The organism is Actinacidiphila bryophytorum (genome assembly GCF_016916835.1).
In the GTDB taxonomy this organism is placed as follows: domain Bacteria; phylum Actinomycetota; class Actinomycetes; order Streptomycetales; family Streptomycetaceae; genus Actinacidiphila; species Actinacidiphila bryophytorum.
This window is the reverse complement of sequence record NZ_JAFFIX010000007.1, coordinates 202,632-226,933: the sequence shown is the minus strand read 5'-3', so window position 1 is coordinate 226,933 and position 24,302 is coordinate 202,632. Positions and strand designations below refer to the sequence as shown.

22 protein-coding genes and 1 pseudogene are annotated in these 24,302 nt (G+C 70.6%); 14 read left to right on the top strand and 9 right to left on the bottom strand.

Annotated elements, in window-relative coordinates:
* The first annotated feature begins 33 nt into the window (after nt 1–33).
* The 6 genes from JT723_RS13400 (at nt 34) to JT723_RS13375 (ending at nt 8,526) form a co-directional block, all read left to right on the top strand.
* Entirely contained in the window at nt 34–1,977 is a 1,944-nt protein-coding gene (locus JT723_RS13400) for a glycogen debranching N-terminal domain-containing protein (RefSeq protein ID WP_240165537.1), read from the top strand.
* A gap of 86 nt (nt 1,978–2,063) precedes the next feature.
* Nucleotides 2,064–2,798, top strand: coding sequence for an NUDIX hydrolase (locus JT723_RS13395; RefSeq protein ID WP_205044785.1), 735 nt, complete (start codon nt 2,064–2,066; stop codon nt 2,796–2,798).
* Between the two features lie 43 nt (nt 2,799–2,841).
* Nucleotides 2,842–4,629 (top strand): ABC transporter ATP-binding protein, encoded by a 1,788-nt coding sequence (locus JT723_RS13390; protein ID WP_205044784.1) that lies wholly within the window; start codon nt 2,842–2,844, stop codon nt 4,627–4,629.
* A gap of 105 nt (nt 4,630–4,734) precedes the next feature.
* Nucleotides 4,735–5,637 carry a FadR/GntR family transcriptional regulator gene (locus JT723_RS13385; protein ID WP_205044783.1) on the top strand — a complete coding sequence of 301 codons (903 nt, stop codon included), beginning with the start codon at nt 4,735–4,737 and terminating at the stop codon, nt 5,635–5,637.
* 256 nt (nt 5,638–5,893) lie between these two features.
* The gene (locus JT723_RS13380; protein WP_205044782.1) at nt 5,894–7,465 is read left to right on the top strand and encodes an RNA polymerase sigma factor; all 1,572 of its coding nucleotides are present in this window, start codon (nt 5,894–5,896) and stop codon (nt 7,463–7,465) included.
* Nucleotides 7,466–7,647: 182 nt separating this feature from the next.
* A complete protein-coding gene (locus JT723_RS13375; protein WP_205044781.1) occupies nt 7,648–8,526 on the top strand; it encodes a S1 family peptidase in 879 nt (292 codons plus the stop codon).
* A gap of 76 nt (nt 8,527–8,602) precedes the next feature.
* On the opposite strand, the gene JT723_RS13370 is transcribed toward JT723_RS13375, so the two are convergent.
* Entirely contained in the window at nt 8,603–8,833 is a 231-nt protein-coding gene (locus JT723_RS13370) for a DUF7455 domain-containing protein (RefSeq protein WP_033173880.1), read from the bottom strand.
* Nucleotides 8,834–9,258: 425 nt separating this feature from the next.
* Here JT723_RS13370 and JT723_RS13365 point away from each other — a divergent pair, with 425 nt between their 5' ends.
* A complete protein-coding gene (locus tag JT723_RS13365; protein WP_205044780.1) occupies nt 9,259–11,379 on the top strand; it encodes a DNA gyrase/topoisomerase IV subunit B in 2,121 nt (706 codons plus the stop codon).
* Nucleotides 11,380–11,471: 92 nt separating this feature from the next.
* Here the strand turns inward: JT723_RS13365 and JT723_RS13360 are convergent, their stop codons facing one another.
* The 5 genes from JT723_RS13360 to JT723_RS13340 are packed head-to-tail and all read right to left on the bottom strand — an operon-like array spanning nt 11,472 to nt 15,379.
* On the bottom strand, nt 11,472–11,699 hold the full coding sequence (locus tag JT723_RS13360; RefSeq protein WP_251513571.1) for a site-specific integrase: 228 nt from the start codon (nt 11,697–11,699) through the stop codon (nt 11,472–11,474).
* Complete coding sequence (locus JT723_RS13355) at nt 11,692–12,264, bottom strand: MarR family winged helix-turn-helix transcriptional regulator (RefSeq protein WP_205044779.1); 573 nt, start codon at nt 12,262–12,264, stop codon at nt 11,692–11,694. The genes JT723_RS13360 and JT723_RS13355 overlap by 8 nt, the downstream gene beginning before the upstream one ends.
* 51 nt (nt 12,265–12,315) lie before the next feature.
* Complete coding sequence (locus JT723_RS13350) at nt 12,316–12,744, bottom strand: STAS domain-containing protein (protein ID WP_205044778.1); 429 nt, start codon at nt 12,742–12,744, stop codon at nt 12,316–12,318.
* On the bottom strand, nt 12,741–13,835 hold the full coding sequence (locus JT723_RS13345) for a cobalamin B12-binding domain-containing protein (protein WP_372441298.1): 1,095 nt from the start codon (nt 13,833–13,835) through the stop codon (nt 12,741–12,743). The genes JT723_RS13350 and JT723_RS13345 overlap by 4 nt, the downstream gene beginning before the upstream one ends.
* Nucleotides 13,832–15,379, bottom strand: coding sequence for a PP2C family protein-serine/threonine phosphatase (locus JT723_RS13340; RefSeq protein WP_205044777.1), 1,548 nt, complete (start codon nt 15,377–15,379; stop codon nt 13,832–13,834). The genes JT723_RS13345 and JT723_RS13340 overlap by 4 nt, the downstream gene beginning before the upstream one ends.
* Nucleotides 15,380–16,371: 992 nt before the next feature.
* On the opposite strand from JT723_RS13340, the gene JT723_RS13335 reads away from it, so the two are divergent.
* Nucleotides 16,372–17,544 (top strand): PP2C family protein-serine/threonine phosphatase, encoded by a 1,173-nt coding sequence (locus JT723_RS13335; RefSeq protein ID WP_205044776.1) that lies wholly within the window; start codon nt 16,372–16,374, stop codon nt 17,542–17,544.
* A 20-nt stretch (nt 17,545–17,564) separates the two neighbouring features.
* Here JT723_RS13335 and JT723_RS36565 read toward each other — a convergent pair.
* A pseudogene (locus tag JT723_RS36565) lies at nt 17,565–17,822 on the bottom strand (transposase); the annotation flags it as partial.
* A gap of 44 nt (nt 17,823–17,866) precedes the next feature.
* Entirely contained in the window at nt 17,867–18,154 is a 288-nt protein-coding gene (locus tag JT723_RS13325; RefSeq protein ID WP_205044775.1) for a tetratricopeptide repeat protein, read from the bottom strand.
* Between the two features lie 72 nt (nt 18,155–18,226).
* Here JT723_RS13325 and JT723_RS13320 point away from each other — a divergent pair, with 72 nt between their 5' ends.
* The 5 genes from JT723_RS13320 to JT723_RS13300 all read left to right on the top strand — a co-directional run bounded on the left by JT723_RS13320 (nt 18,227) and on the right by JT723_RS13300 (nt 22,425).
* A complete protein-coding gene (locus JT723_RS13320; RefSeq protein WP_205044774.1) occupies nt 18,227–18,490 on the top strand; it encodes a hypothetical protein in 264 nt (87 codons plus the stop codon).
* Nucleotides 18,487–19,446, top strand: a complete 960-nt coding sequence (locus tag JT723_RS13315) for an anti-sigma factor RsbA family regulatory protein (protein ID WP_205044773.1) — start codon at nt 18,487–18,489, stop codon at nt 19,444–19,446. The genes JT723_RS13320 and JT723_RS13315 overlap by 4 nt, the downstream gene beginning before the upstream one ends.
* Nucleotides 19,447–19,782: 336 nt before the next feature.
* Nucleotides 19,783–20,133: a hypothetical protein gene (locus JT723_RS13310; RefSeq protein ID WP_205044772.1), complete on the top strand. Its 351-nt coding sequence runs from the start codon at nt 19,783–19,785 to the stop codon at nt 20,131–20,133.
* A 122-nt stretch (nt 20,134–20,255) separates the two neighbouring features.
* Nucleotides 20,256–21,632, top strand: a complete 1,377-nt coding sequence (locus JT723_RS13305) for an IS1380 family transposase (protein ID WP_205044771.1) — start codon at nt 20,256–20,258, stop codon at nt 21,630–21,632.
* 625 nt (nt 21,633–22,257) lie between these two features.
* Entirely contained in the window at nt 22,258–22,425 is a 168-nt protein-coding gene (locus JT723_RS13300; protein WP_205044770.1) for a hypothetical protein, read from the top strand.
* A gap of 25 nt (nt 22,426–22,450) precedes the next feature.
* Here JT723_RS13300 and JT723_RS13295 read toward each other — a convergent pair whose 3' ends face one another.
* Nucleotides 22,451–23,239, bottom strand: coding sequence for a class I SAM-dependent methyltransferase (locus JT723_RS13295; protein WP_205044769.1), 789 nt, complete (start codon nt 23,237–23,239; stop codon nt 22,451–22,453).
* A gap of 279 nt (nt 23,240–23,518) precedes the next feature.
* Between JT723_RS13295 and JT723_RS13290 the strand changes: the two genes are divergently transcribed.
* Nucleotides 23,519–24,199: a 2-phosphosulfolactate phosphatase gene (locus tag JT723_RS13290; RefSeq protein WP_205044768.1), complete on the top strand. Its 681-nt coding sequence runs from the start codon at nt 23,519–23,521 to the stop codon at nt 24,197–24,199.
* Nucleotides 24,200–24,302: the final 103 nt, after the last annotated feature.

Below are 24,302 nucleotides of genomic sequence, written 5' to 3'. Positions count from 1 at the left end.
CGGCAGAGGCCGGTCGGCACCGGGGGCTTGCCGATGGCCGTCCACGACGCGCTGATCTGCGTGGCCGCACCGGCGTTGGCGATCTCGGGCCGGGACGGGCAGTTGCGGGGCGAGGGGTGCGGCGGCCTCTACCGTGACGGGCGCCGGCTGCTGGCCAGGTGCGTGCTCACCGTCGAGGGGGCGGAACCGCTTCCGGTCCAGGCCGCGTCGGTGGGCGCCGACCGCGTCCGCTTCCTGGCCGTCGTGCGGACAGCGGCGGACCGGGGCCCCGACCCGTCCGTCACCGTCGAGCGGGTGCGCACCGCGGACGGCGCCGAGCGGATCACCGTGACGAACACGGGACCGCTGCGGGTGCTGCTGCCGGTGGAGGTCACCATGGGGACCGACCTGGCGGCGCTGGCGTCGGTCGCGGTCGGCAGGCCGGGCGGCGCGGTCTCGTGCACGGTCAGCGGGGCGGGACTGCGCTGGACCGACGGCGAGTACGCGGTCCGAACCGTGGCCAGGCCCGCGCCGGACACCGCCGTGGCGGCGAAGGGGCTGCTGTGCTGGCGGCTCGACCTGCCGGCCGGGGCGTCGTGGACGATCGACCTGGCGACCGGCCCGCTCACCGCGGCCGGCGCCGTCCCCGGCCCTGCCCGGCCGGCCAGGCCGCCGCGGCTGTGGGGCGACGCGGTGCTCGACGCGGACGACCCGAGGGCCGGAGCGCTGCTCGGCACCGCGCTGGACGACCTCCACGGGCTGCTGCTGCGCGACCCCCGGCATCCCGCGGACCTCCACACCGCGGGCGGGGCGCCGTGGCGGCTCGGGCCTGCGCCGTCCGACGCGCTGTGGGCCGCACGGATGCTGCTGCCGTTCGGCACCCGGCTGGCGGCCGGGACGCTGCGCATGCTCGCCCGGCTCCAGGACCCCGCCGGCGGGCGGATGCCGGGCACACCGCGCGACATGGGCCCGCACCTGCCGCCGCTGTCGTCCGCCACGGAGGCGACGCTGCTGTTCGTGAGCGTGCTGGCCGAAGCGTGGCGGTGGGGGCTGCCCGAGCGCGAGGTGGCGGCGCTGCTGCCCGCCGCCGAGCGGTGCCTGGGCTGGCTGCGCGGCGCCTCGGCGGCGTCGGACGCCGGCGGACTCGTCGCCGACCCGGCGCCCGGCGGGCCGTTGCGCGCGGAGGTGCAGGCCCATGCGCACCGGGCCGCGCTGCACGGGGCGGACCTGCTCGACGCGTTCGGCAGACCCGGGGCGCAGCAGTGGCGGGAGCGGGCGGCAGCAATACGCGGAGCCTTCCAGGAGCGGTTCTGGATCGGCGACCCGGGCGGCGGGCGCCCCGCCGCGGCCTGCACCGCGGAGGGCAAGGCGCTGGACACGGTGACCTCCTCGCTCGCGCACCTGCTCGACACGGGGCTGGCCGGCGGCGGCCAGGCGGCGCCCGGCCTGCTCGACACGGCTCGGGCCGCGCAACTCGGGCGGGTGCTGGCCTCGCCCGGACTCGACAGCGGCTGGGGTCTGCGCACCCTGTCGGCAGGGGCGCCCGGCTTCAGTCCGTTCGGGCACAGGAGCGGCGCCGTGCGCGTCCACGAGACCGCGGTGGCCGCGGCAGGGCTGGCGGCGGCGGGTCTTGAGGAGGCCGCGGCGGCACTGGTGACCGGCGTGCTGGACGCGTCGGCGGCCTTCGGGCTGCGGCTGCCCGAGATATACGCGGGGGAGCAGCGCACCGGCAGCCAGGCGCCGTGCCCGCATCCGATGGCGTGCCGTCCCGCGGCGCTCGCGGCGGCCGGGTCGGTGCACCTGCTGGCGGCGCTGGCCGGGGTGCGGCCCGACGTGCCGGGCGGGACCGTCGCGCTGCGCCCGCTGACCCGGGCGCCGGCGGGGGCGGTCCGGCTGGGCGGGATGCGGGTGGCGCAGGCGCCGTTCGCGGTGCGGGTCGGGCGGCTGGGCACAGCGATGGTCGAGGAGGCGGCGCCGGGGCTGCGGCTCGGTGCCTGACGCGGTCGGGCAGCGGGAGGGAAGTGATCGCGGAGCAGGTGTCGAACCTGCTGATTATCGTCAGGCAGACGACTAAGATCACGTTCATGTCGCCCTACGACCCGTCGGCCTTTCCGCCCTTCGCCGTCACCGTCGACCTGGTCGTGCTCACCGTGCGGCACCATGCGCTCTGTGCGCTGTCGGTGCGTCGCGGCGAGCCCCCCTTCCAGGGCAGATGGGCACTTCCCGGCGGTTTCGTCCGGGCCGACGAGGACCTGTCCCAGGCCGCCGCACGCGAACTGGCGGAGGAGACCGGGCTGCGGGCGCAGAGCGGCGCCCACCTGGAACAGCTCGCGACCTACGGCGATCCGCAGCGCGACCCGCGGATGCGGGTGGTGAGCGTCGCCCACCTGGTGCTGGCGCCCGACCTGCCCGCGCCGCGGGCCGGCGGGGACGCGCGCAGCGCGCGCTGGGCGCCGGTCGGCACCCTGCTCGCCGAGGGCGGGCAGGAGCATCCCGGGGACGCGGCGCCGCTGGCCTTCGACCATGCGCGGATCCTGTCCGACGGGGTGGAGCGGGCCAGGTCCAAGATCGAGTACTCGTCGCTGGCCACGGCCTTCTGCCCGCCCGAGTTCACCGTGGGCGAGCTGCGCCGGGTCTACGAGGCGGTGTGGGGGGTGGCGCTGGACCCGCGCAACTTCCACCGCAAGGTGACTGGCACGGTGGGCTTCCTGGTGCCCACCGGAGGGACGACGACACGTCAGGGCGGGCGTCCCGCACAGTTGTTCAGGGCGGGCGGGGCCACCCTGCTCAATCCGCCGATGCTCCGGCCCGAGGTGTAGTTCGCGGGGCTGTTTGTCCCATTTGCGGAGTTATGGTGCTGGGGTGATCCAGGCCATCGGATTGACCAGCAAGCCCCGCCGCCATGCACCGCCCGCCGTCGCCGACCTCACCTTCGACATCCCTCCCGGCGAGGTCACAGGCCTGCTCGGACCAAAAGGGTCCGGCAAGTCCACCGCGGTCCGACTTCTGCTCGGCCTCCAGCCCGGCAGAGGCGCCACCCTCGTCGACGGCTGCCCGCTGCACGAGCTGGCGCGACCGGCCAGGGCGGTCGGCGCGGTCCTGGGTGACGTCCCCGGGCACCCGGGCAGGACCGCCCGCAGCCACCTGCGGATGCTCTGCGCCGCCCACGGCCTGCGGGCCGCACGCGCCGACGAGCTGCTGGAAGCCGTCGGACTCGGCGCGGTGGCCGACCGGCGGCTGGGCACGTACTCGCTCGGCATGGACCGCAGGCTCGCCTTCGCCGCAGCGCTGCTGCCCGACCCGCACGCGCTCGTCCTGGACGACCCGGTGCGCGACCTCCCGCCCCGCGAGGCCGCCTGGATGCACGCGCTCGTACGCCGTCACGCGGCCGCGGGCGGCGCCGTCCTGCTCACGGGGCGGGACGCCGGGGCGCTGGCCAGGACGGCCGACCGGGTGGTCGTCCTGGCCGACGGGCGGATCGTCGCCGACCAGTCCGCCGCGCTCTTCGCCGGCACGCGGCTGCGCCCGCACGTCGCCGTACGCTCCCCGTACGCCCAGCGGCTGGCCGGTCTGCTCGCCGAGAAGGGTGCGGAGGTGGTCGCCACCAGCGGAAGCCGTATCGCCGTCTACGGCGCCACGTCCGCCGCCGTCGGGGAGGTCGCCTACCGGCACGGCATCCTGCTGCACCAGCTGGCGGACGAGTCGGCTGCGGCCGCCGCCCCAGAAGACGAGCGGGCCGCAGAGCAGGCGCCCTACGACGCGCGCCGCCGGGTTCCGCTGCCGGCCCCCAGGAGCCGGCCCGCGCCGCGCCGCACCCCCCACCGCCCGCTGCATCCGGTGCGCTACGAACTGCGCCGCTGCTTCGGTGTGCGCACCCCTTGGCCCACGGCCGCGGCAGCACTCGCCGCCTCGGTCGTGTGCACCCTGCTGATGGCGCGCGGCGGCGCCGCGCACACCTCACCGCTGCGGCTGCTGTCCGGCTGGCCCGCGGCGATCCCGCTGCCCGCCGCCGCGGTCGGCGCGGGCGCGCTGGGCGCGCTGTCCTACGGCCAGGAGTTCGCCTACCCCGCGCTGACCCCTGGCATCGGCCCGGAGCCGCGCGCCGCCCGGCTGCTCGCGGCCAAACTCGCGGTGAGCGGTGCCCTCGCGCTCGGCCTGGCCGCACTGGCGGCGCTGCTGAACTGCGCCGCACTGCGGCTCACCCTCGGGCCCGGCCACGCCCCGGACCCCGCGGCCCTGTCGGCCACGACCGCGGGTTGGGGGGCACTGGCCGTCGGCTGCGCATGGACCGGGGTCTTCGCGGCATGCGCCTTCAGAACCACCGCACTCGGGCTGTCCGCGGTGCTGTCGGTCCCGCTGCTGGTCGCACCGGGCGTACGGGCGCTGCTCGGTGGGAAGGCGGGGCGCCAGTTCCTCGACGCGGGCGGCGCGTTGTGGTCACTGCTGACCGGGGCGCCGCAGGCCGACGACCGTGCCGCGATCGCGGCGCTCCGCTCGGCCGCCCAACCGCTCTTCGTGGCGCTGGCGTTGTCGCTGTCCTGCCTGGTCATCGCCTATGTGGCAGGAGCGTTGCGCGGTCGGCGGCGGGGGCGCGGGCCAACTCCCGTCCGCTCGGCGGGCGCTGTCGGAATCGAAGGCGAAGAGGGTTGATTCGTCCCCATAAAACGTCAATTATCAGGTGATGAGCGCTCACCCTTTCGTGTGCTTTTCAGCAAAGCCCTCAAGGCCCGCATCGGCATCGCCGACAAAGGATGCGTGAGTACCCTTGCGCACACCATGATGACCGCGGCTCGATCCGCCGACTCCGGCATCGCCGGCCCGGGCGAGCTGGACCGCTACTCGTATGCCGACGCCCCCGGCGGCGACCGCCCAGGACTCGGCTCCTGGGACGGCATGGATCCGGACATGAGCCGGGTGGGCCGCCGCGCGGGCGGCAGCCGCGGCCGGGGACTGCACGGCCAACTCGTCCAGCAGCTGGGACAGATGATCGTCTCCGGCGACCTCGGCGCAGACCGCCCGCTGGTCCCCGAGGAGATCGGCCAGCGCTTCGAGGTTTCCCGCACCGTCGTCCGGGAGTCCCTGCGGGTCCTGGAGGCCAAGGGCCTGGTCAGCGCCCGCCCCAACGTCGGCACCCGGGTCCGCCCGGTCAGCGACTGGAATCTGCTCGACCCCGACATCATCGAATGGCGGGCCTTCGGGCCGCAGCGCGACGAGCAGCGCCGCGAGCTGCAGGAGCTGCGCTGGACCATCGAACCGCTGGCCGCCCGGCTCGCCGCCGGTCACGGCCGCGAGGACGTACAGCAGCGGCTGGCCGACATGGCCGAGATCATGGCGCATGCCGCGGCCCAGGGCGACGCGCTCACCTTCACGCGCGCCGACGTGGAATTCCACACGCTGCTGCTCCAGGTCGCGGGCAACCGCATGCTGGAGCACCTTTCGGGGATCGTCTCGTCCGCGCTGCACGTCTCCGGTGGCCCGGTCACCGGCTGCGAGCGGCCCGGGGACACCTCGGTAGGGCTGCACCACCGCATCGTCGACGCGCTCGCCGAGGGCGACGGCGGCACGGCGGAGGCCGCGATGCGCCAGCTGCTCGCCGTTCCCTCCGAGCAGGCGGCCGCCCCGGCCGACCATGTCGTCCCCGCCCCCCGAGAGCACTGACCGCCCCGCCCGGCCGCCGTGGTCGCCCCCCAGTCGGGGGCCTGCGGCGGCCCCGTGCGTGTCACATGTCCGACTTTGCCGCTGATCTGCACAATTTGGGGTGTGACTCGGGCCACGTAAGCTGGGCGTAACGCCAGGCGAGGCAGTGCGATGACTTAAGAGGTGGCGGCCGTACGAGGAAGTTTCGGCGTCGATCTTGACGCCGAGTCGCTCCGCGGTTCCACCGAGTCGTTCCCATCGTTCCGAGAGGTTGTTCGTGTCGGCCAGCACATCCCGTACGCTCCCGTCCGAGATCGCCGAGTCCGAGTCTCTGATGGCGCTCATCGAGCAGGGTAAGGCCCAGGGGCAGATCGCAGGCGACGATGTGCGTCGGGCGTTCGAAGCGGACCAGATTCCGGCAACCCAGTGGAAGAACGTTCTGCGCAGCCTCAACCAGGTCCTCGACGAGGAGGGTGTGACGCTGATGGTGAGTGCCGCTGAGGCGCCCAAGCGCACCCGTAAGAGCGTCGCAGCCAAGAGCCCGGCGAAGCGTACTGCCACCAAGACGGTCGCCACCAAGGCGGCCCCTGCCAAGAAGACCGTAGCGCCCAAGGCCCCCGCTCCCGAGGCGGCGGCCGAGGCCGAGACCACGGTGGAGCCATCGGTGGAGGCGGAAAACCCAGCAGCCAAGAAGGCGCCCGCGAAGAAGGCCGCCGCCAAGAAGACGGCCGCCAAGAAGGCCCCCGCGAAGAAGGCTGCGGCCAAGAAGACCGCTGCTTCTCCCGGTGAGGACGAGGCGGTCGAGGCGGAGGAGGCGATCGAGGACGCCGCTCCCGGCAAGGCCGGCGAGGACGAGGCCGAGAAGACGGAGTCCGAGAGCTTCGTGCTCTCCGACGACGACGAGGACGACGCGCCCGCACAGCAGGTCGCGGTCGCCGGCGCCACCGCCGACCCGGTCAAGGACTACCTCAAGCAGATCGGCAAGGTCCCGCTGCTCAATGCCGAGCAGGAGGTGGAGCTGGCCAAGCGCATCGAGGCCGGCCTCTTCGCCGAGGACAAGCTGGCGGCGGCCGACAAGCTCGCCCCCAAGCTCAAGCGCGAGCTGGAGATCATCGCCGAGGACGGCCGCTGGGCCAAGAACCACCTGCTGGAGGCCAACCTCCGGCTGGTCGTCTCGCTGGCCAAGCGCTACACCGGCCGCGGCATGCTCTTCCTGGACCTGATCCAGGAGGGCAACCTGGGCCTGATCCGTGCGGTCGAGAAGTTCGACTACACCAAGGGCTTCAAGTTCTCCACGTACGCCACCTGGTGGATCCGGCAGGCGATCACCCGCGCGATGGCCGACCAGGCCCGCACCATCCGTATCCCGGTGCACATGGTCGAGGTCATCAACAAGCTGGCCCGCGTGCAGCGCCAGATGCTCCAGGACCTGGGCCGCGAGCCCACCCCGGAGGAGTTGGCCAAGGAACTCGACATGACCCCGGAGAAGGTCATCGAGGTCCAGAAGTACGGCCGCGAGCCGATCTCGCTGCACACCCCGCTGGGCGAGGACGGCGACAGCGAGTTCGGTGACCTCATCGAGGACTCCGAGGCGGTCGTGCCCGCGGACGCGGTCAGCTTCACGCTTCTGCAGGAGCAGCTGCACTCGGTGCTCGACACCCTCTCCGAGCGCGAGGCCGGCGTGGTCTCCATGCGCTTCGGCCTGACGGACGGGCAGCCCAAGACGCTGGACGAGATCGGCAAGGTCTACGGCGTCACCCGGGAGCGGATCCGGCAGATCGAGTCCAAGACGATGTCGAAGCTGCGGCACCCGTCGCGCTCCCAGGTCCTGCGGGACTACCTCGACTGACCCAGCCCCTGCCACCGTCTTACGGAGAGCCGCCGCCCTGCACTGCAGGGCGGCGGCTCTCTGCCGACCGCGCCGATTCGCCCCTGGCTCTGCCGGTGCGGCTGCCCGCCGCTGCGGATGCGGCCTCCTGTCCGATCGATGACTCTGGGTGTCCAGAGTGATTCACAGGGTCAGGAGGCCGTATGCATGTCCCCATCCCCGCCATCCCCGTCCTCTTCCGCCGTCGCGCTGCGGGCAGCCGCCGCGCCCTGATAGCCGCGGCGGCCCTGCTGCCGGCGCTCGCCGTCCCCCTGGCGGCGCCCGCGGCACCGGCCGCCGCCAACGGAGTCGTGGTCGGCGGTGCGCCGACCACCACCGACAGCGAGCCCTGGGTGGTGGCCCTCGCCAGCCGGCAGCGTTTCGGCTCCGGCAGGTCAGGGCAGTTCTGCGGCGGTGTGGCGGTCGGGCCGCGTACGGTCGTCACCGCGGCACACTGCTTCGGCCAGGAGGCGCTGGGCGTCGCGGACTGGCGGAACCTGCCGGACCTGCGGGTCATCTCAGGGCGTACGGACCTCAGCGGTACGGCGGGCGAGGAAGTGCCGCTCTCCGACGTGTGGGTCAACCCCGATTTCGACGCGACGACCAACGCCGGCGACGTCGCGGTGATCACGCTGTCGCAGGCGCTGCCCGACGGCGCCGTCATCCCGATGGCCGGTCCTGCGGACACCGCTCCCTATACGGCGGGTACCGAGGCGCAGGTCTACGGCTGGGGTGACACCACCGGCCAGGGCGCGTATCCGGACTCGCTGCGGACGGCCACGGTGGACGTCCTGGCGGACACGGTGTGCGAGAAGGCGTATCCGGGCGACGCCGACGGCAGGTATCTGCGCGCATCCATGGTGTGCGCGGGGGTCACTGGCGGCGGCAAGGACGCCTGCCAGGGCGACAGCGGCGGCCCGCTGGTCGCGGACGGCAAGCTGATCGGCCTGGTCTCGTGGGGGACGGGCTGCGCCGAGGCGGCCTATCCCGGTGTGTACACGCGGGTGTCCGCGGTGTCGGGGCTGGTGGCCCAGCACATGTGAGACAAAGCCTGCGGGCGGACACCCCCTCATGGGGTCCGTCCGCCCGCAGGTCCGAGCTAGTCGCTGGTGCGATGTGTCAGCGCTCGTCGTCTCCCGCCGACGCCGGGGGGTCGGTAAGCCGTCCGGTCTCGTCCTGTATTTCCGCAGCGATCTTCTTGAGCTCCGGCTCGAACTTTCGGCCGTGGTGCGCGCAGAAAAGCAGCTCTCCGCCACTGATGAGCACGACACGCAGGTAGGCCTGAGCGCCGCAACGGTCGCAGCGGTCTGCCGCTGTCAGCGGACTCGCGGGGGTCAGAACAGTAGTCACGTCGCCTCTTCTCTAGCTCGACGAGCTGTCGTACCAGGGTCAACATCCAACCAGGCCGAAAACGTTCCCGCTGACGACTTTTCCTCGAAAACGGGCCTCGGGGTGACTGGGTGTGACCGATTGGCGGCGAATAGGAGTTTTTTCGTCGGATGTTGCTTGTGCGGCTTTTGGTGTGCTTGTCCGAACTTCGCCCCGACCGGCTTGCCGGGGTGTTGGTGAGGACGTGCCCGGAGCCTAAATGGTTCATGCCTCTTTGGGAACGTGACATGTGTATCACTCGCGCGGGTGATCGAACGCATGCTCGAACCGGACTAGGATGGAGGCCCGGATACCGGGTGGCGGCGTGGCCGCCCTCGCTGACCTCGGTACCCTCTCACCGATACGGCTGAAGACCTTCAGGCCATCCAGATCGAGGAGTTGTCCGCGTGACCGCCGAAACATCCGTGCCGTCCTCCGCGCTGCTGACGGGCGCAGATCGCGACGGCTCCAACTACACAGCGCGGCACCTGCTCGTTCTCGAAGGGCTCGAAGCGGTTCGCAAACGGCCCGGCATGTACATCGGCTCCACCGACAGCCGGGGCCTCATGCACTGCGTGTGGGAGATCATCGACAACTCCGTCGACGAGGCGCTGGGCGGCCACTGCGACCACATCGAGGTGATCCTCGGCGAGGACGGCTCCATCGAGGTCCGGGACAACGGCCGGGGAATCCCGGTGGACGTCGAGCCCAAGACGGGGCTGTCCGGCGTCGAGGTCGTCATGACCAAGCTGCACGCCGGCGGCAAGTTCGGCGGCGGCTCCTACGCCGCCTCCGGCGGCCTGCACGGCGTCGGCGCCTCCGTGGTCAACGCGCTGTCCTCCCGGCTCGACGTGGAGGTCGACAGGAGCGGCCACACCCACGCCATCAGCTTCCGCCGCGGCGTGCCCGGCTCCTTCTCCGGCGCAGGCCCCGAAGCGCGCTTCGAGCCCGCCAGCGGCGTCACCAAGGCCAAGAAGATCCCCCGCACCCGCACCGGCACCCGCGTGCGGTACTGGGCGGACCGGCAGATCTTCCTCAAGGACGCCAAGCTCTCGCTGGAGAACCTGCACCAGCGCGCCCGGCAGACCGCCTTCCTCGTCCCCGGCCTGACCATCGTGGTGCGGGACGAGCGCGGCATCGAGTCGGACAAGCCCGTCGAGGAGACCTTCCACTTCGACGGCGGCATCAGCGAGTTCTGCGAGTTCCTGGCCCCCGACAAGCCGATCTGCGACGTCCTGCGGCTCACCGGCAGCGGCACGTTCAAGGAGACCGTGCCGGTCCTGGACGACCGCGGCCACATGACACCGACCGAGGTCACCCGCGAACTGGGCGTCGACATCGCCCTGCGCTGGGGCACGGGCTACGACACCACCACCCGCTCGTTCGTCAACATCATCGCCACGCCCAAGGGCGGCACCCATGTGACGGGCTTCGAGCGCTCCGTCACCAAGACCATGAACGAGGCGCTGCGGGCCGCCAAGCTGCTGCGGGTCGCCGAGGACGACATCGTCAAGGACGACGCGATGGAGGGCCTGACGGCCGTCGTGACCGTGCGCCTTGCCGAGCCGCAGTTCGAGGGCCAGACCAAGGAGGTCCTCGGCACCTCGGCCGCCAACCGGATCGTCGCCACCGTCGTCGCCAAGGAACTCAAGGAGTTCCTGACCTCCACCAAGCGCGACGCCAAGGCCCAGGCCCGCGCCGTCCTGGAGAAGGCCGTCGCCGCCGCCAGGACCCGCATCGCCGCCCGCCAGCACAAGGAGGCCCAGCGCAGGAAGACGGCGCTGGAGACCTCCTCCCTGCCGGCCAAGCTCGCCGACTGCCGCAGCGACGACGTGGAGCGCAGCGAACTGTTCATCGTGGAGGGCGACTCGGCCCTCGGCACCGCCAAACTCGCCCGCAATTCGGAGTTCCAGGCCCTGCTGCCCATCCGCGGCAAGATCCTCAACACCCAGAAGTCCTCGGTCTCCGACATGCTCAAGAACGCCGAGTGCGGCGCCATCATCCAGGTGATAGGAGCCGGCTCCGGGCGCACCTTCGACATCGACCAGGCGCGCTACGGCAAGGTGATCTTCCTGGCCGACGCCGACGTCGACGGCGCCCACATCCGCTGCCTCCTGCTGACCCTCTTCCAGCGCTACATGCGCCCGATGGTCGAAGAGGGCCGCGTCTTCTCCGCGGTCCCCCCACTCCACCGCATCGAACTCGTCCAGCCCAAGAAGGGCCAGGACAAGTACATCTACACCTACTCCGACAGCGAACTGCGCCAGACCCTCCTCGACCTCCAGCGCCGCAACGTCCGCTACAAGGACGGCATCCAGCGCTACAAGGGCCTCGGCGAAATGGACGCCAACCAACTCGCCGAAACCACGATGGACCCCCGCCACCGCACCCTCCGCCGCATCAACATCAGCGACATCGAAGCAGCAGAACAGGCCTTCGACCTCCTGATGGGCAACGAGGTGGCCCCCCGCAAGGAGTTCATCACCAACTCCGCCACGACGCTCGATCGCTCGAAAATCGACGTCTGACCTGCGGCTTTGCAGCCGGGCGGCCTCGGGGACCTCTTGCAGTCCGCACACAGTCCGCAAGAGAATTGACGTCACGTCAGTTCTGGGGGCTTTCAGGCCGCCGCGCGGGCCTCTGCGTCGCCCTCGTCGGGGGTGTTCGCGTAGGCCTTGTCGACGGCGGCCCGGGTCTGTTCTTCGGAGTCGGGCCACAGGTGGGTGTAGATGTTGAGCGTCATGGCCGCGTTCGTGTGGCCGAGGCGCTCGGATACGGTCTTCACGGACTCGCCGTGCTTGATCAGCAGGCTGGCGTAGTGGTGCCCGTGACCCGTAGGATCATGCACTTTCGCCAGGACGGTGGACAATCGAGACGTCGGCTGTGACCGGGATCGTCTCGGCTGTCCTTTCCTGCGCCACCTGCGGGGAGCCGGGCGGTTCGGCCGGCGCGTCCGTGTCGTGGGTGAGCTGGAGATGCAGGCCGGCGAGTCCCTTGGCCAGTGCACGCCGGTCGCCTTCCGGCATGGCGTTGATTGCCTGGTGCAGCATGTTTTCGCGCTGCTCGCGGATACGCTGCAGGTGGCTTTGACCGGCGGAAGTGAGCTGCAAGGCTACTTCCCGCCCGCTGTCAGCACAGGGCAGCCGCTCCAGGAAGCCCAGGGCCTGGAGTCGGTCGCACATGCGGCTTACCGACGGAGGAGTCGTGGCAAGCTGTTTGCACAGGGCGTGCATGCGTATGCCTGCAAAGCGGTCCACGACATACATCAGGCGGAGCTGAGAGGCCGAGGCGGGTGCAGGATTAGCCGTTTCCCGTGCGCTTTCCCACATCACGTCGAGGAGTTCGACGATGCCGTTGGCAGTCTGGGCAGCGTCGTGGGTGTCCCTGTGTGTGGCGAAGTCTGGCGCGGGCATGCTTCCCCATTGGTGTGTCTGCTGTTTCCTCTGACAAGCCGGGGTGTGGGGTCAGGCGGTGCTGTCCGGTCCGGTGAGGCGGGCCGGTGTCGCGTTGGTTCTGGGTTTGGCTTGTGCTGTGTCGGCGGGCGCGTTCGCGTCGCCGGTGGTGACGGTCGTGAGGTGGTCCAGCGTACCGGTGATGGCCAGGAGCCGTTCCAGGCGAGCTGTGCGGTGCTCCAGGTGCAGGCGGACGCCTGCTGTACTGGTGTGGCGGTGAATCATCAGCAGAGCGGACAGTCCTATGGAGTCGATCGCCCCTAGCCCGGCGCAGTGCAGGTGCAGGTCCTTCAGATCGGGACGCTCGGCCAGCTTGCCGGTGACGACTGCCAAGAGGTGGGGGGCACTGTCGTAGTCGAGATCGCCGTTCACTTCTATACGGACTGTGGTGGCGGCGTCGACGGTGGTCAGGCGCAGGTAGGGGGAGGGGGACGTCGTCATGCGAGGTTCCCGGTAGTGGGCGGTGGGACGGGGCCGAGCGCGTTGATGCCGCGTTCCAGGGTGTGGGTGGCGCGGGGAAAGTCCTTCAGTTCGCCGGCAAGGATCCCCAGGGAAGGCGGCAGGCTCTGCAGGGGGACGCCGCGCGAGCTCAGGACGCGGGCGGTCCAGGTGATGAAGCCGGTGAACAGGTCCGTGTCCCCCAGGTAGAGCGCAGTGGCGAGGAACTGCACGATGTGTGTGAGGTCCTCGGTGGTGTGATCCCGTTGGAGCTCGGTGTAGTCGCGAAAGGCCGGGAATGCTTCTTCCAGGCCGGTGAACACGGTTCGGACGAGTGCGGCGCTGCTGCGGGCGACCATGGTGTATTCCTGGTCGGCGAGATGGGGAAGGTCGTCGATGGGCTGGTGGTTCGTGCGCGGGCGCGCCAGCGGGCCTCGTGCGAGGCGGTCGGCTGCGGTGCGGGCGTCGGAGGCCCAGGCGTCGGCGCCGAGGAGGCGAGCGTACTGTCCGTCGGCGCCGAATGCGGCTCCACCGACCAGGACGGGCACGGCGATGGCCTGGCAGGCGGTGATCGCGGCGTGCGCGGTGGGCAGCCGGGTCGCGATCGAACTGGAGAGGGCGACCGCATCAGCGTCGCTGCGGTGCAGGTGGGCGATGAGGTGTGGAGCGGGGACCTGCGCGCCGAGGTAGTCCACACGCCAGCCGTGCAGTTTGAGGACCTCGGCCAGCAGGCGGGCGGGCAGGGCGTGCCATTCACCGTCCACACAGGCCACCGTGATTCTGCCGCGGGTGGGTTCGGTGCGAGCGGCGGGGTGCAGCGCCAAGGCGGCGACCGCACGTTCGCTGATGGCGGTCGCGGCATGCTCCTGGGCGACGGTCAGGCGGTTGTCGGCCCATTCCTCACCGACCTTGCCCTGAACCGCGGCGATCACGTCCAGCAGCACTGTCTCCGGTTCCATGCCTTCTTCCAGAGCGCGCAGCACCACCTCGGTGGCGGTGTGCTCGTCGGTTGCCTGGACGGCTTGCCACAGTTCGTCTGCCAGATTCCGGATTCTCCCCTGGTCCTGCAGGCGGTTCGGACTGCTGGTCATCACGAAGTGAACCTGCCCCGGGTATGGCCGCTGACCGCGGTGAGGTGGTGGGTTCGGGGAGCGGCGATCACGACGACGGCCATATCGTCGTGGGGGCGGTGCCCGACCCATTGGGCAGCGAGCATCTGGACATGTTCCACTATGCTCTCGGCCGGCATGCCCCCGCACTGCCCCAGCGCCCGCTTCAAACGATCTTCTCCGAACTGCGAATCGCCGGTGAGGCCGCCCTTGGCTTCGGTGATTCCGTCCGTGTACAGGACGCAGGACTCCCCAGGGGAAAGCGTCAGAGCAGCGGTACGGGCCGTGGCGTGAGGTAGTGCCCCCACCAGAGTGCCGCTGGTGTCGGCCTCCTCGACGGTGCCGTTCTTGCGAAGGATCAGTGGGGGCGGATGGCCTGCGCTGGTCAGCCTCAACTCCACGTCACTGCCGTTGCGCACGGCGGAGGCCAGGACCAGCGTTGCGAACCGCGTGTGGTGCGAGGTCAGCAGCGCCGTGTTCAGCAGGCTGATCATCCGCTGGTGGTCATCGGCCATAGGCAGCAGGGCCTGCAGCGTGTTGCGGATCTTCCCGGTCAGAACGGCGGCTTCCAGGCCCTTGCCGCAGACGTCGCCGAGCGCCACGAGTGAGGCTTCGCCCTCGACCGCGGCAGGGTGAACGTCATAGAAGTCCCCGCCGACACGTTCGTGATCGGCCGATGGCCGGTAGCCGCCGGCGAAGTCGATGCCGCAGATCTGGTGCAGCGTGGGCGGCAGCAGCTCTTGCATCAGCACGTCCGTGATCGCGGCCTGTTCCGCGTACAGGCGGGCGGCTGACATGGCCGCTCCGGCTCTGGCCGCGAACAACTGGGCGAAGACTTCCTCGTTCTGGGTGAAGGCCATGGTGTCGGAACGGCGCAGCAGGATGAGTGCGCCGGCCGGGACGCCATGCCCGGGCAGCGGGGTGATCACTATCGAGCCGACCGGACCGAAGTCCTCGGGCACCATCCACCGGGGGGCGCCGCCGGGGTCGATCCAGCGTGAGGGCACCGGAGGAAAGCCCCGCAGGGCCTCGCTCAGGCCCGGCACGTCGTTCGGATCGGCGGCCTCGTGCTTCGTGGTGGGGCTGGCACCACGAAGGGAGGTCACCACCGGCATCCGCCGTCCGCGCGAGGGTGCAACCACCAGCGCCGCGTCGGCGAGATACTCGGCGGCCAGCTGTGCGGTCACACCCATACAGCGTCCCAGATTGAGCGAGGAAAGAAGCATGTTGGACGCCTCCGCCAAGAATGCGGTCCGCTCCCGCTCCACGGTCAGGGCTTCACGTACCAACCGGTGGTCGGTGTCATCCACCAGCCACCACACCACGGACCCGTCAGCCTGCACGCTGGGATGCGCCTCGAAACTGCGAGCCCCCATCACGCCCGACAAAGGCCTGCTCGCCTCGAGGCCGGGAGTACGCAGAACGTCGTGTGCCGCGGAGAGCCACGCAGGCGCCACATCCTTGAGTCGCGCGCCGGGCCGGGCAGCGGGCAGGAGGACGGCTGCGGCAGCGTTGCTCAGCACGACCATGCCCTGGACGTCAGTGAGCAGGACAGGATACGGAGCCCCGTCCCAGGGGGAGCCGGGCTCTGTGGTGCTGTCGCTGTGCGCTTCGGGGGAGACCAATTGCTGAGGACTCGCTGGGCGAATCCCTCACCTCATCAACTCGAAGATAGTTGCCGTGAGGCAAATATTGCCTACGGGGTGCCTCTCTGGCAACCGGCTCCCGTCAGTGCCCAAGGTAAGAGCGGGCGTGTTCGTTTCGTCTCGGCCCCCGCGCGTCGCCCGATCTTCGCCCGCGCACCTCAGGGGTGTACGATCCGCCGCTGGCTCCTCTGGGCCACTGCGTGCCGTTCTCTCGTGGCGGGCACGCCGGTGGCGGACCTGTGTCCACTGCGCCGGTGGGCTGCCCTGTACGCCGCAGGCGGGGTGATGAACCCCGCAGTCCGGGCGTGTGAACGTGGCCGCGGGTGCGGCCGGGCTCGCCACGCCAGCCCTGTAGTTTCCCTATGGCAACGGTTTGACGGCGACTTCGCGCTGCGGACGGCCACCGCGCGCGCCGTATCGCACAATGATTCGACCATGTGAACGGTGATACGGACGCGAAGTCGAGGGCGGAACGGATGCGAGCGTGGCTATGAGGGTTCCGTCGCGGGGTCCTGGAGGGGGAAGGGGCGCGCCCGAGGGCGGTCAGGCGCAGCTCCACCTCGCGTTCACTGACCGGGCGGGGGCTTCGTTCGAGCGGCAGCCCCTCGAATAGTCTCTCGGTGCGCAGCTGCGAGGGAGACAGCGAACCCGAAATTGCGGCGTCCGACCCCGCCTCGGAGCACTTCCAGCCATTCCGCCAACGTTCCGGCGGCCTGAGCTGCCCGTATCTCATTGGGGGAGTGCGCACGCGGAAGCATCGTTCCTACGTGACACCTGGTGCGGCCGGATTTCGGTCCCGCCGCTCCCACCCTTGCCCGCTGTGGCCACGAAAAAAACGCCCGTGGCACATTGCCGAGAGAAGCCTGAATCCACCCATGACGAATTTCCTGTCCGTCGAACGCGCTCTGCGAACCGCAGCTCCGCACGCCCTCCTGGATGTGGTTCGCTCCGTGCTGGCCGCGCACTACGGCGCGCACGCGGTGGATCTGCTGATGGCTGACTACAGCCAGTCCGTGCTACAGCCGGTCACTGCCCTGCCGCACACCGCTGTCGCCGTGTCGACCCGGTCCAGCGTGCAGGGCCGGGCCTTCGGCAGTCAGGAACCGCAGCAGGAGATCTCAGCAGCGGACGACCTGATCGCTCTTCACCTGCCGGTGACTGTGCGTGGTGACCGGCTGGGCGTTCTGACGGTCCGTTTGACGCCTTCTCACTGCACCGCGGTCGCAGTCCGCGACCTCGTCGACATCGCCGGGCTCCTGGGCCACGAGATTTTGGTCGCAGAACGCGACACCGACGTGTACCTGCAAGCCCGGCGCGTCAACCGCCTCACGCTGGCTGCCGAAATGCAATGGCAGTTGCTGCCCGCCCGCGCGTGCGCCCGCACCGAATACTCCATCGGTGCGCAGCTGGAGCCCGCCTACGCCATCCGAGGCGACAACTTCGACTGGGCGAGCACCGCTGAGAACCTCACCCTGACCATCACCAACGGCATGGGCGAGGGCATCGAGGCCTCCCTGTTGACCAACCTTGCTGTCAACGCCCTGCGCAACGCGCGTCGTGCCGGTATCGGGATCGCCGACCAGGCCGCCCTCGCCGACCAGGCTCTGTACGCCGAGCATGGCGGCAGCGCGCATGTCTCCACACTGCTGCTCTCCTTCGACCTGGCCACCGGTCACGTCCAGGTAGTGGACGCGGGTTCACCGCAGCTGTGGCGCCAGCGCGACAAGAGCGTCGAACGCGTCCCGTTCGAGGCGCAGCTACCGCTGGGGATGTTCGACCAGACGGAGTACGTGCTGCAGGAGTTCAGGGTACTTCCCGGTGACCGTCTGATCTTCGTCAGTGACGGTGTGTACGCGGCATCATCCCCGGCCGGAGAGGCCTACGAGAAGCAGGCGCTGTCCCGGGCGATCACTGCGGCCGGACTGCTGGCAGCAGCCGACGTCCCCGGTGCGGTCCTGCGTGAGCTGGCCGCCTACCGTGATGCGGACGCGGAAGACGATGCCCTGGTGGTCTGCCTGGACTGGCACGGCCGTACCAGCCCCACGTGAGGGTCTGTCCGGCCGACGGTGCGGCCCGCGCAGCGGGACGACGCACGCAGCAGGTGGACGATGCAGGTCTGCGTCACCGCCTGCGGCCGGGCCGTCCCGATCGCGTCGGGCCGGCCCTTGAGGCTGTCGCTCGCAGCCAGCGGCGCTTCTTCCCCCGGCCGGCGGCATCCCGGTGCCACCGGCACGCTCCGGCCGGCATGCTCAGCCGCCTGTCGCTGGAAGCCAACCGCCTCCTCTACTCGCCCGGCCCGGGAGGGATGGAGAGCCAAGTCGTACACGGCGCTCGCGAGGTCCTCACCGAACCCCGAAGGGTTGGCGTCCGTCAGAAACGGTGGAGCAGGACGCTGTCCTTCGCGGGCTCATGTGCCTCATCATGGCCCCCGCACTCCGCGACTGCCTGCGCGATGTCCTCCTGGACGCTCGCTGGACGCGCGCCGTCGACCGCCCGGCCGAGGGAGAACGACGCCCTGCGGAGATCGACCGCCTCCCTCCAGCTGTCCACGGCCTCGTCCACACGCCCGGTCTCCGCGAGCAGGCGGCCGAGCCATTCCAGGCGCTCGATGAGAGCCGAGAACTGGGCTCCGCCCACTGTGGAGCGGATCAGTTGCATGCATCCTCACCACCCGGGCAACCGCTCCATGTCACCGACTCTCCATATATACCGCGCGGGTAAAAAGGATGGATGGTCAATGGAATCATCGGCAGCGACGGCGTTGCGGTCTTCGAGGCGATCGTCTGCACCTTGCTCGCCCAGCAGGTGAGCGTGCGGCTGTCCTGCCGCGAGCTCGCGTTCCTCGGCGCCGTCGGCACGACCGTGTCGGCGCGCGCCATCAGAAACCTGCCGCACCGCAAGGTCGTCCTGGAAGGCGCCAACGAGACCGTGCGGTCGGCCTGGGAGCTGTCCGGCTTCGCGACTCCCGATTCCCCGGTGGTGATGACGCCATGACTTCCCCTCTGCCCAGCCCGGGCACCACGGGCAACGGGTACCGACATGAGCTGTACCCGTACCGCGGCAGAGACGAGTTCGTCGAGGGCACGATGAGCTTCATCCAGGACGCATTGGAGATCGGCGAGGCCGTCGTGGTGGCCGTCCCACCGGACAAGGCGTCCATGCTGCGTACCGAGATCCGCGAGGACGACGCGGTCCGTTACGTCGACACCAGCAGCGTGGCCCATTACCCGGGCCGGCACATTGCGGCCTGGCAGGAGTGGATCAGCGAACACGTCGCGCACGGGCGGCCGGTACGCGGCATCGGTGAATCCCCCTGGGACACCGTGCGCACCCCTGCTGAAGCCGATGAGCTGCGCTACCACGAGTGGTTGCTCAACAAAGTCTTCGCTCAAGGCCCTGCCTGGTGGCTGCTGTGCCCGTATGACCTGGACCACGACGACGCCGAGCTGGAGGAGATGGCCCGCTGCCATCCCGAGGTGCGCAGCCAAGGCCGCACCGTGCCTTGCGAGGAATACGACTCGCAAGCGCCCTATGCGTGCTCCGAGCTCTCCCTGCCCCTGGAACGGTTCGAGGAGTTCGCCTACACCAGCGGTGACCTGGGCGCCATGCGCGACAAGATCGTCGCATGCGCCGAACTCTCCGGCCTGACGGGGCGGCGACTCAGCGAGTTGTGCCTGGCAGCCACCGAGGTGGCCACCAACAGCATCCGGCATGGCGGCGGCCGAGGGATACTACGCGCATGGAACCAGCACACCTGGCTGGTGTGCGACTTTCACGACGCAGGACATTTCACCGACCCTCTTGCCGGACGCACTCGCCCGAGTCCGAGGCAGCTAGGCGGACGCGGCCTGTGGCTCGTCCATCAGCTCTGCGACCTCGTCCAGATCCGCTCCACTCCCGACAAGGGAACCATGGTGCGCCTCCACACCGAGCTGCCTGCCGTGGTGTAGTCGGGCGCAGGCTGTTCTAGCTGGTAGGCCGGACGTGTGATAACGGGTGCGCGTGGTGGTGCAGGCGTTGCGGGTGCAGGCCGTGACCGGGAAGGCTGGCGGCCCGGCCCGGTCCAGAGCCGGAAGCAGCGACTCGATGACCGCCCACGCAGCATCGGATAACTCAGACGGCCGAGACGGGCGTTGACGAACCGAGGAGTCCGCGCACAGTCCGCAGGACAGTCGATTGCGACCGTCGCAACCCAACGCAGGCAAACCGCAACGGGCCAGGTCAGGGGTCAAGGCCCATCCACCTTGGCGCGCCCCTCTGCGGCCAGGACCGGTAGGACGGTGGCGGTGGCGTCAGCCCAGGACGCGCTTGCCCGCATCACGGCCGACGCCCTGCTCGCGGCCTGGCCGGAGGGCGAATCGGACACCGACCTCGCGCAGGCACTGCGCTCGAACACCGAGGCGTTGACCCGCGTCGCCGAGAGCGCCCTCTACCAGTCGGGGGCGCACGCGGTGCTCCTCCGCACCGCCCGCTCTCTGGGCGAGGCGGGCCAGATCGCCGAGGCGGTCGCCTACTTCGAGCGTGTCGCCGAGGTGACCGGAGTCCGTTCGGGCGCCGATCACGCGGACGTCATCCGCAGCTTCCGCGAGCGCCTCGCGGACTGGCGGGCCAAGGCCCGCAAGGCCGACCGGAGTTAGCCTCGCGCTTTCACGAGGAGGTCTGTCCGAGGCTTGATCAAATAAGCGGAGAGTGCTCCTGAACTGCAACGATGGGACTTGTCTAGGGTCCGTGTCGGCGCAAGGAAAGAAGCACTCTCCGGGTGAAGAAGCCTATCGGGTCCTACCCGCGTGTCCGCACCGACGGCGGCGGTCGGGCCGTGGTCTCGCAGGCCGGGAGCGTGCTGCTGGTCGAGACGGTCCGCAAGAGCGGCCTTGACCAGGCGATATCCGCGGCACTGTCGCCCTGGCGGAAGCCGCGGGCCGTTCACGACCCGGGCAAGATCCTGCTGGATGCCGCGCTGGCGGTTGCGCTGGGTGGGGACTGCCTGGCAGATGTCGGCATGCTGCGGGCCGAGCCGGCCGTGTTCGGACCGGTCGCCTCCGACCCGACGGTCTCCCGCCTGATCGACACCCTCGCCGCCTCCGGCGAGAAGGCCCTGCAGGCCATCCGTTCCACGCGGGCCCAAGCCCGCCAGCGGGCCTGGCAGTTGGCCGGCCAGGCGGCGCCCGACGCGGACGGGACGGTGACCGTAGACCTCGACGGGGTGCTGGTGATCGCGCACTCCGACAAGGAGGACGCAGCCCCGACCTGGAAGCGGACCTACGGCCATCACCCGCTCATGGCGTTCGTCGACCACGGCCCTGGCAGCACCGGAGAACCCGTCGCCGGCCTGCTCAGGCCGGGCAACGCGGGATCGAACACCGCCGCCGACCACATCACCACCGCTCAACTGGCCCTGGCCCGGCTACCGAAGAAGTACCGGCGCGGGCGGCGGACCCTGGTCCGCACGGACTCCGCGGGCGGCACCCACGACTTCGTGGCCTGGCTCGACCGGCGGGGGCGATGGCTGTCCTACTCGGTCGGCATGGTGATCACCGACGCGATCCACCAGCATGTCCTACGCGTTCCGGCCTCGGCCTGGACGCCGGCCGTCGAGGCGGACGGCGAGGTCCGGGACGGGGCCTGGGTCGCCGGGCTCACCGGCGACGTCCTGGACGGCTGGCCCGAGGGCATGCGGCTGATCGTCCGCAAGGAACGGCCCCACCCCGGAGCCCAGCTGCGGCTCACGGACGCGGACGGCATGAGGCTGACCTGTTTCGCGACCAACACCGCCGGCCGGCCGATCGCCGAACACGAGCTGCGACACCGGCTGCGGGCCCGCGTGGAGGACCGCATCCGGGCCGCCCGGGCCACCGGCCTGCGGAACCTGCCCCTGCATCGCACCGCCCAGAACAGGGTCTGGCTGGAGATCGTGCAGATCGCTCTCGACCTGCTGGCCTGGATGCCGATGCTCGCCCTGACCGGCAAAGCCCGCCTCTGGGAGCCCCGACGCCTGCGGCTTCGCCTGTTCTCCGCGGCCGGACAGCTCGTCACCACCGGCCGTCGGCGGATCCTCCGGCTTGCCCGGCACTGGCCCTGGACCAGCCACATCACCGCCGCACTCGAACGGCTCGCACTCCTGCCGAACCCCGCCTGACCAGCGGATTCCCCGTCCCTACGACAGCACCTCACCACCGGGAGCAGTGGAACCCGGCGTCCTCCCCGAGACGACACTCGGGCCCCCGGGCTGTCCCGCCTCAGCCCTCAGCGCGAAAACGGGCCACCGACTCCGTCGGCGGCCCGTCATGAAACTTCGAGGCTAGAGCGCTCGTCGGTCGCCCAGCGGGGGACTAAGGGGGTCGCTACAGTCGCTGTGGCAGGTGGCCTGGGGCGGTTCTCCGGGCCAGGCCGCAAGTGTTCCGTCGGGAATGCCATTCAGCTGCCTGGGCCAGGCGTATGGCGAGTCGAACGAGACGGCGGGAGAACGGAGCCGATGTCCGCCGATGTTTGATCGGCAAATGGCGACCTCGCAACCTGCACGATGAAATGAGCGAAAGCCATGGAATTTGCAGCCACCGCGGCCGCCACGTTGGGTGCCGCAGCCATGCTCGCCAGGCTCGGTACGGTGAACGCCGGCGCCGTCACCCCCCTCCGCCGCACCCGCGTCCCTCGTCACGCCCTTCGCCTGCGAGAACTTCACGCACCCGGACGACTCCACCGCGCAGTACCTCACGCACACCGGCGGCCACAACCTCTCCACGGGGGCGGACTTCTCCTGCGGGGTGTCGGGGGCGCTGTATCCGGGCAACATCTTCGACGCCTACTGCTGGCACGGAAACGCCTCGGGCCAGCAGTGGATCTACGGGAAGAACACGAGCGGCGGCGCGGGCTGGATCATCGCGTCGAACATCGTCATGGTCAGCGGGAGGCTCAAGGGGTGCAACAGCTGACGCGATGACGTGATCTGCCGCCCGGTCATCTGCTGGTGGCCAGGTGGCGGCCGGCGTGGCCCCCGGGGTCCCGGCGGAACAGCCCCGTCCACAGATACGGCTTGCCGAAGACGGGCGAATCGGGGCGCTCCTCGCGCATGCGGCGCAGTTCGACCTCGGCCAGGAGGTCGGAGAAGATCCAGCGCAGGGACTCGGGGGTGTACGCGAGGCCGCCGCCGAGGCCGCGTTCGCGGTAGAGGTCCGCGTCGGAGAGCTGCGAGGCCATTCCCTCCTCGTCGGCCGCGAAGGCGGTGAGCGCCAGGTGGCCGCCCGGGCGCAGGACGCGGGCGAGGAGGGACAGGTAGCTGATGCGGCGGTGCGGGGGGAGGTGGTGGAAGCAGCCGGAGTCGACGACCAGGTCGTAGGGGCCGGGCAGGTCGGCTTCCGGGAGGGCGAAGGCGTCTCCGCAGAGCAGGCGGATCTCGGCGCCGGCCTCGCGGGCGCGCTCTGCGGCCCATGCGACGGCGATGGGGGAGAGGTCGACGGCGTCCACGTCGAAGCCGTGCGAGGCGAGGAGCAGGGCGTTGCGGCCCGGGCCGCAGCCGAGGTCGAGGGCGCGGCCGGGCGGGGCGATCAGGCCCTGGTCGAGGTAGGCGGCCAGGTTCTCGTCGGGCTTCGCGACGAAGAAGGGGACCTCCCGCGACCTGTCGGCGTAGAAGCCGTCCCAGAAGTCCTTGCCGTCGCCGGTCGCCAGACGGCCCGCCTCGGTTCGGGAGGCGAACAGCCCGTCAAGCAGGGTGAGAAGGTCCTCGACGGTGCGTACGGTCCGGTCCATCCGGCCCCCCTTCGACTGCGGTCGAGCTTAGGGGTGATGTCGGTGAAAGACCAGGTCAGAGGCTATCGTGCGACGTCTGCAACCCGCCGCTGCCGGTGCGGGAGGGACGGGGTGGCACCGGAACCCGCACCCGGCCTCCGCGCCCGCCCGCGCACCCTTCCAGGACCCGGAAAGGGCCTCCCCGGGCCGTCCCCGGCGCACTTTCCGAAGGGAATCGCGTACGCCGCCCGCCCCCGGTGGCGTGGCGCGTCCGTCCGTCCATACGCGATCATGAGCCGGATGGACGCTCGTTTTATCGGCATCGGCGAACTGACCGAAGTCCCGGCCGTGGCGGTCGTGGTGGACGTCATGCGTGCCTTCACCGTGGCCGCCTGGGCCTTCGCCCGCGGGGCGGAGAGGATCGTCCTGGCCGGGTCGCTGGACGACGCGCTGGAGCTCAAGGCGGGCCACCCGGACTGGGTGGCGCTCAAGGACGGGCCGCCCGCGCCCGGGTTCGACGCCGTCAACTCCCCCGGGATGCTGCGGTCCCTCGACCTCGGCGGACGTACCGTCGTACAGAAGACCACGGCGGGGACGGTCGGCGCCCTCGCGGTCAAGGACGCGCCGCTCGTGCTGTGCGCGAGCTTCGTGGTGGCGGAGGCGACCGCCCGGGTCCTGCGGGCCGGCGGGAGCGTCACCTTCGTGGTCACGGGGGAGGACGGGCGGGCCGACGAGGACCTGGCCTGCGCCGAGTACATCGCGCTGCGCGCCACCGGGGCCGGGACGGAGGCCGCCGGATTCCTCCGCCGCGCGGCGGAGTCGCGCGCCGCAGGCGAGCTGGCGCAGGGCGTGCGCCAAGGCGTCCACCCCGACGACGTCACGCTCTGCCTCGAACTCGACCGCTTCCCCTACGCCATGGTGGCGGCCCCGGAGGGTTCGCTCATGGTCCTGCGCCCGCACACCGTCGACACCCCGGCCTGATCCCGGGCACGGCTCTCCGAGAACGGGAGTTCCGTCGACGTTGATCAGAACCAGGCCCAACCATGCGGCTTTCAACCGTCAATGAGCGCCTCCAGGCCTGGCG

What these genes read in the sequence shown, in the direction of transcription:
- JT723_RS13295 (WP_205044769.1), bottom strand. Translation starts at nt 23,239, where the DNA reads ATGGACCGGACCGTACGCACCGTCGAGGACCTTCTCACCCTGCTTGAC.
- JT723_RS13350 (WP_205044778.1), bottom strand. Translation starts at nt 12,744, where the DNA reads ATGACGACGTCCCCCTCCCCCTACCTGCGCCTGACCACCGTCGACGCC.
- JT723_RS13355 (WP_205044779.1), bottom strand. Translation starts at nt 12,264, where the DNA reads ATGCCCGCGCCAGACTTCGCCACACACAGGGACACCCACGACGCTGCC.
- JT723_RS13325 (WP_205044775.1), bottom strand. Translation starts at nt 18,154, where the DNA reads ATGCAACTGATCCGCTCCACAGTGGGCGGAGCCCAGTTCTCGGCTCTC.
- JT723_RS13315 (WP_205044773.1), top strand. Translation starts at nt 18,487, where the DNA reads ATGACTTCCCCTCTGCCCAGCCCGGGCACCACGGGCAACGGGTACCGA.
- JT723_RS13290 (WP_205044768.1), top strand. Translation starts at nt 23,519, where the DNA reads ATGGACGCTCGTTTTATCGGCATCGGCGAACTGACCGAAGTCCCGGCC.
- JT723_RS13340 (WP_205044777.1), bottom strand. Translation starts at nt 15,379, where the DNA reads ATGGTCGTGCTGAGCAACGCTGCCGCAGCCGTCCTCCTGCCCGCTGCC.
- JT723_RS13320 (WP_205044774.1), top strand. Translation starts at nt 18,227, where the DNA reads ATGGTCAATGGAATCATCGGCAGCGACGGCGTTGCGGTCTTCGAGGCG.
- JT723_RS13335 (WP_205044776.1), top strand. Translation starts at nt 16,372, where the DNA reads ATGACGAATTTCCTGTCCGTCGAACGCGCTCTGCGAACCGCAGCTCCG.
- JT723_RS13400 (WP_240165537.1), top strand. Translation starts at nt 34, where the DNA reads ATGGCCGTCCACGACGCGCTGATCTGCGTGGCCGCACCGGCGTTGGCG.
- JT723_RS13395 (WP_205044785.1), top strand. Translation starts at nt 2,064, where the DNA reads ATGTCGCCCTACGACCCGTCGGCCTTTCCGCCCTTCGCCGTCACCGTC.
- JT723_RS13375 (WP_205044781.1), top strand. Translation starts at nt 7,648, where the DNA reads ATGCATGTCCCCATCCCCGCCATCCCCGTCCTCTTCCGCCGTCGCGCT.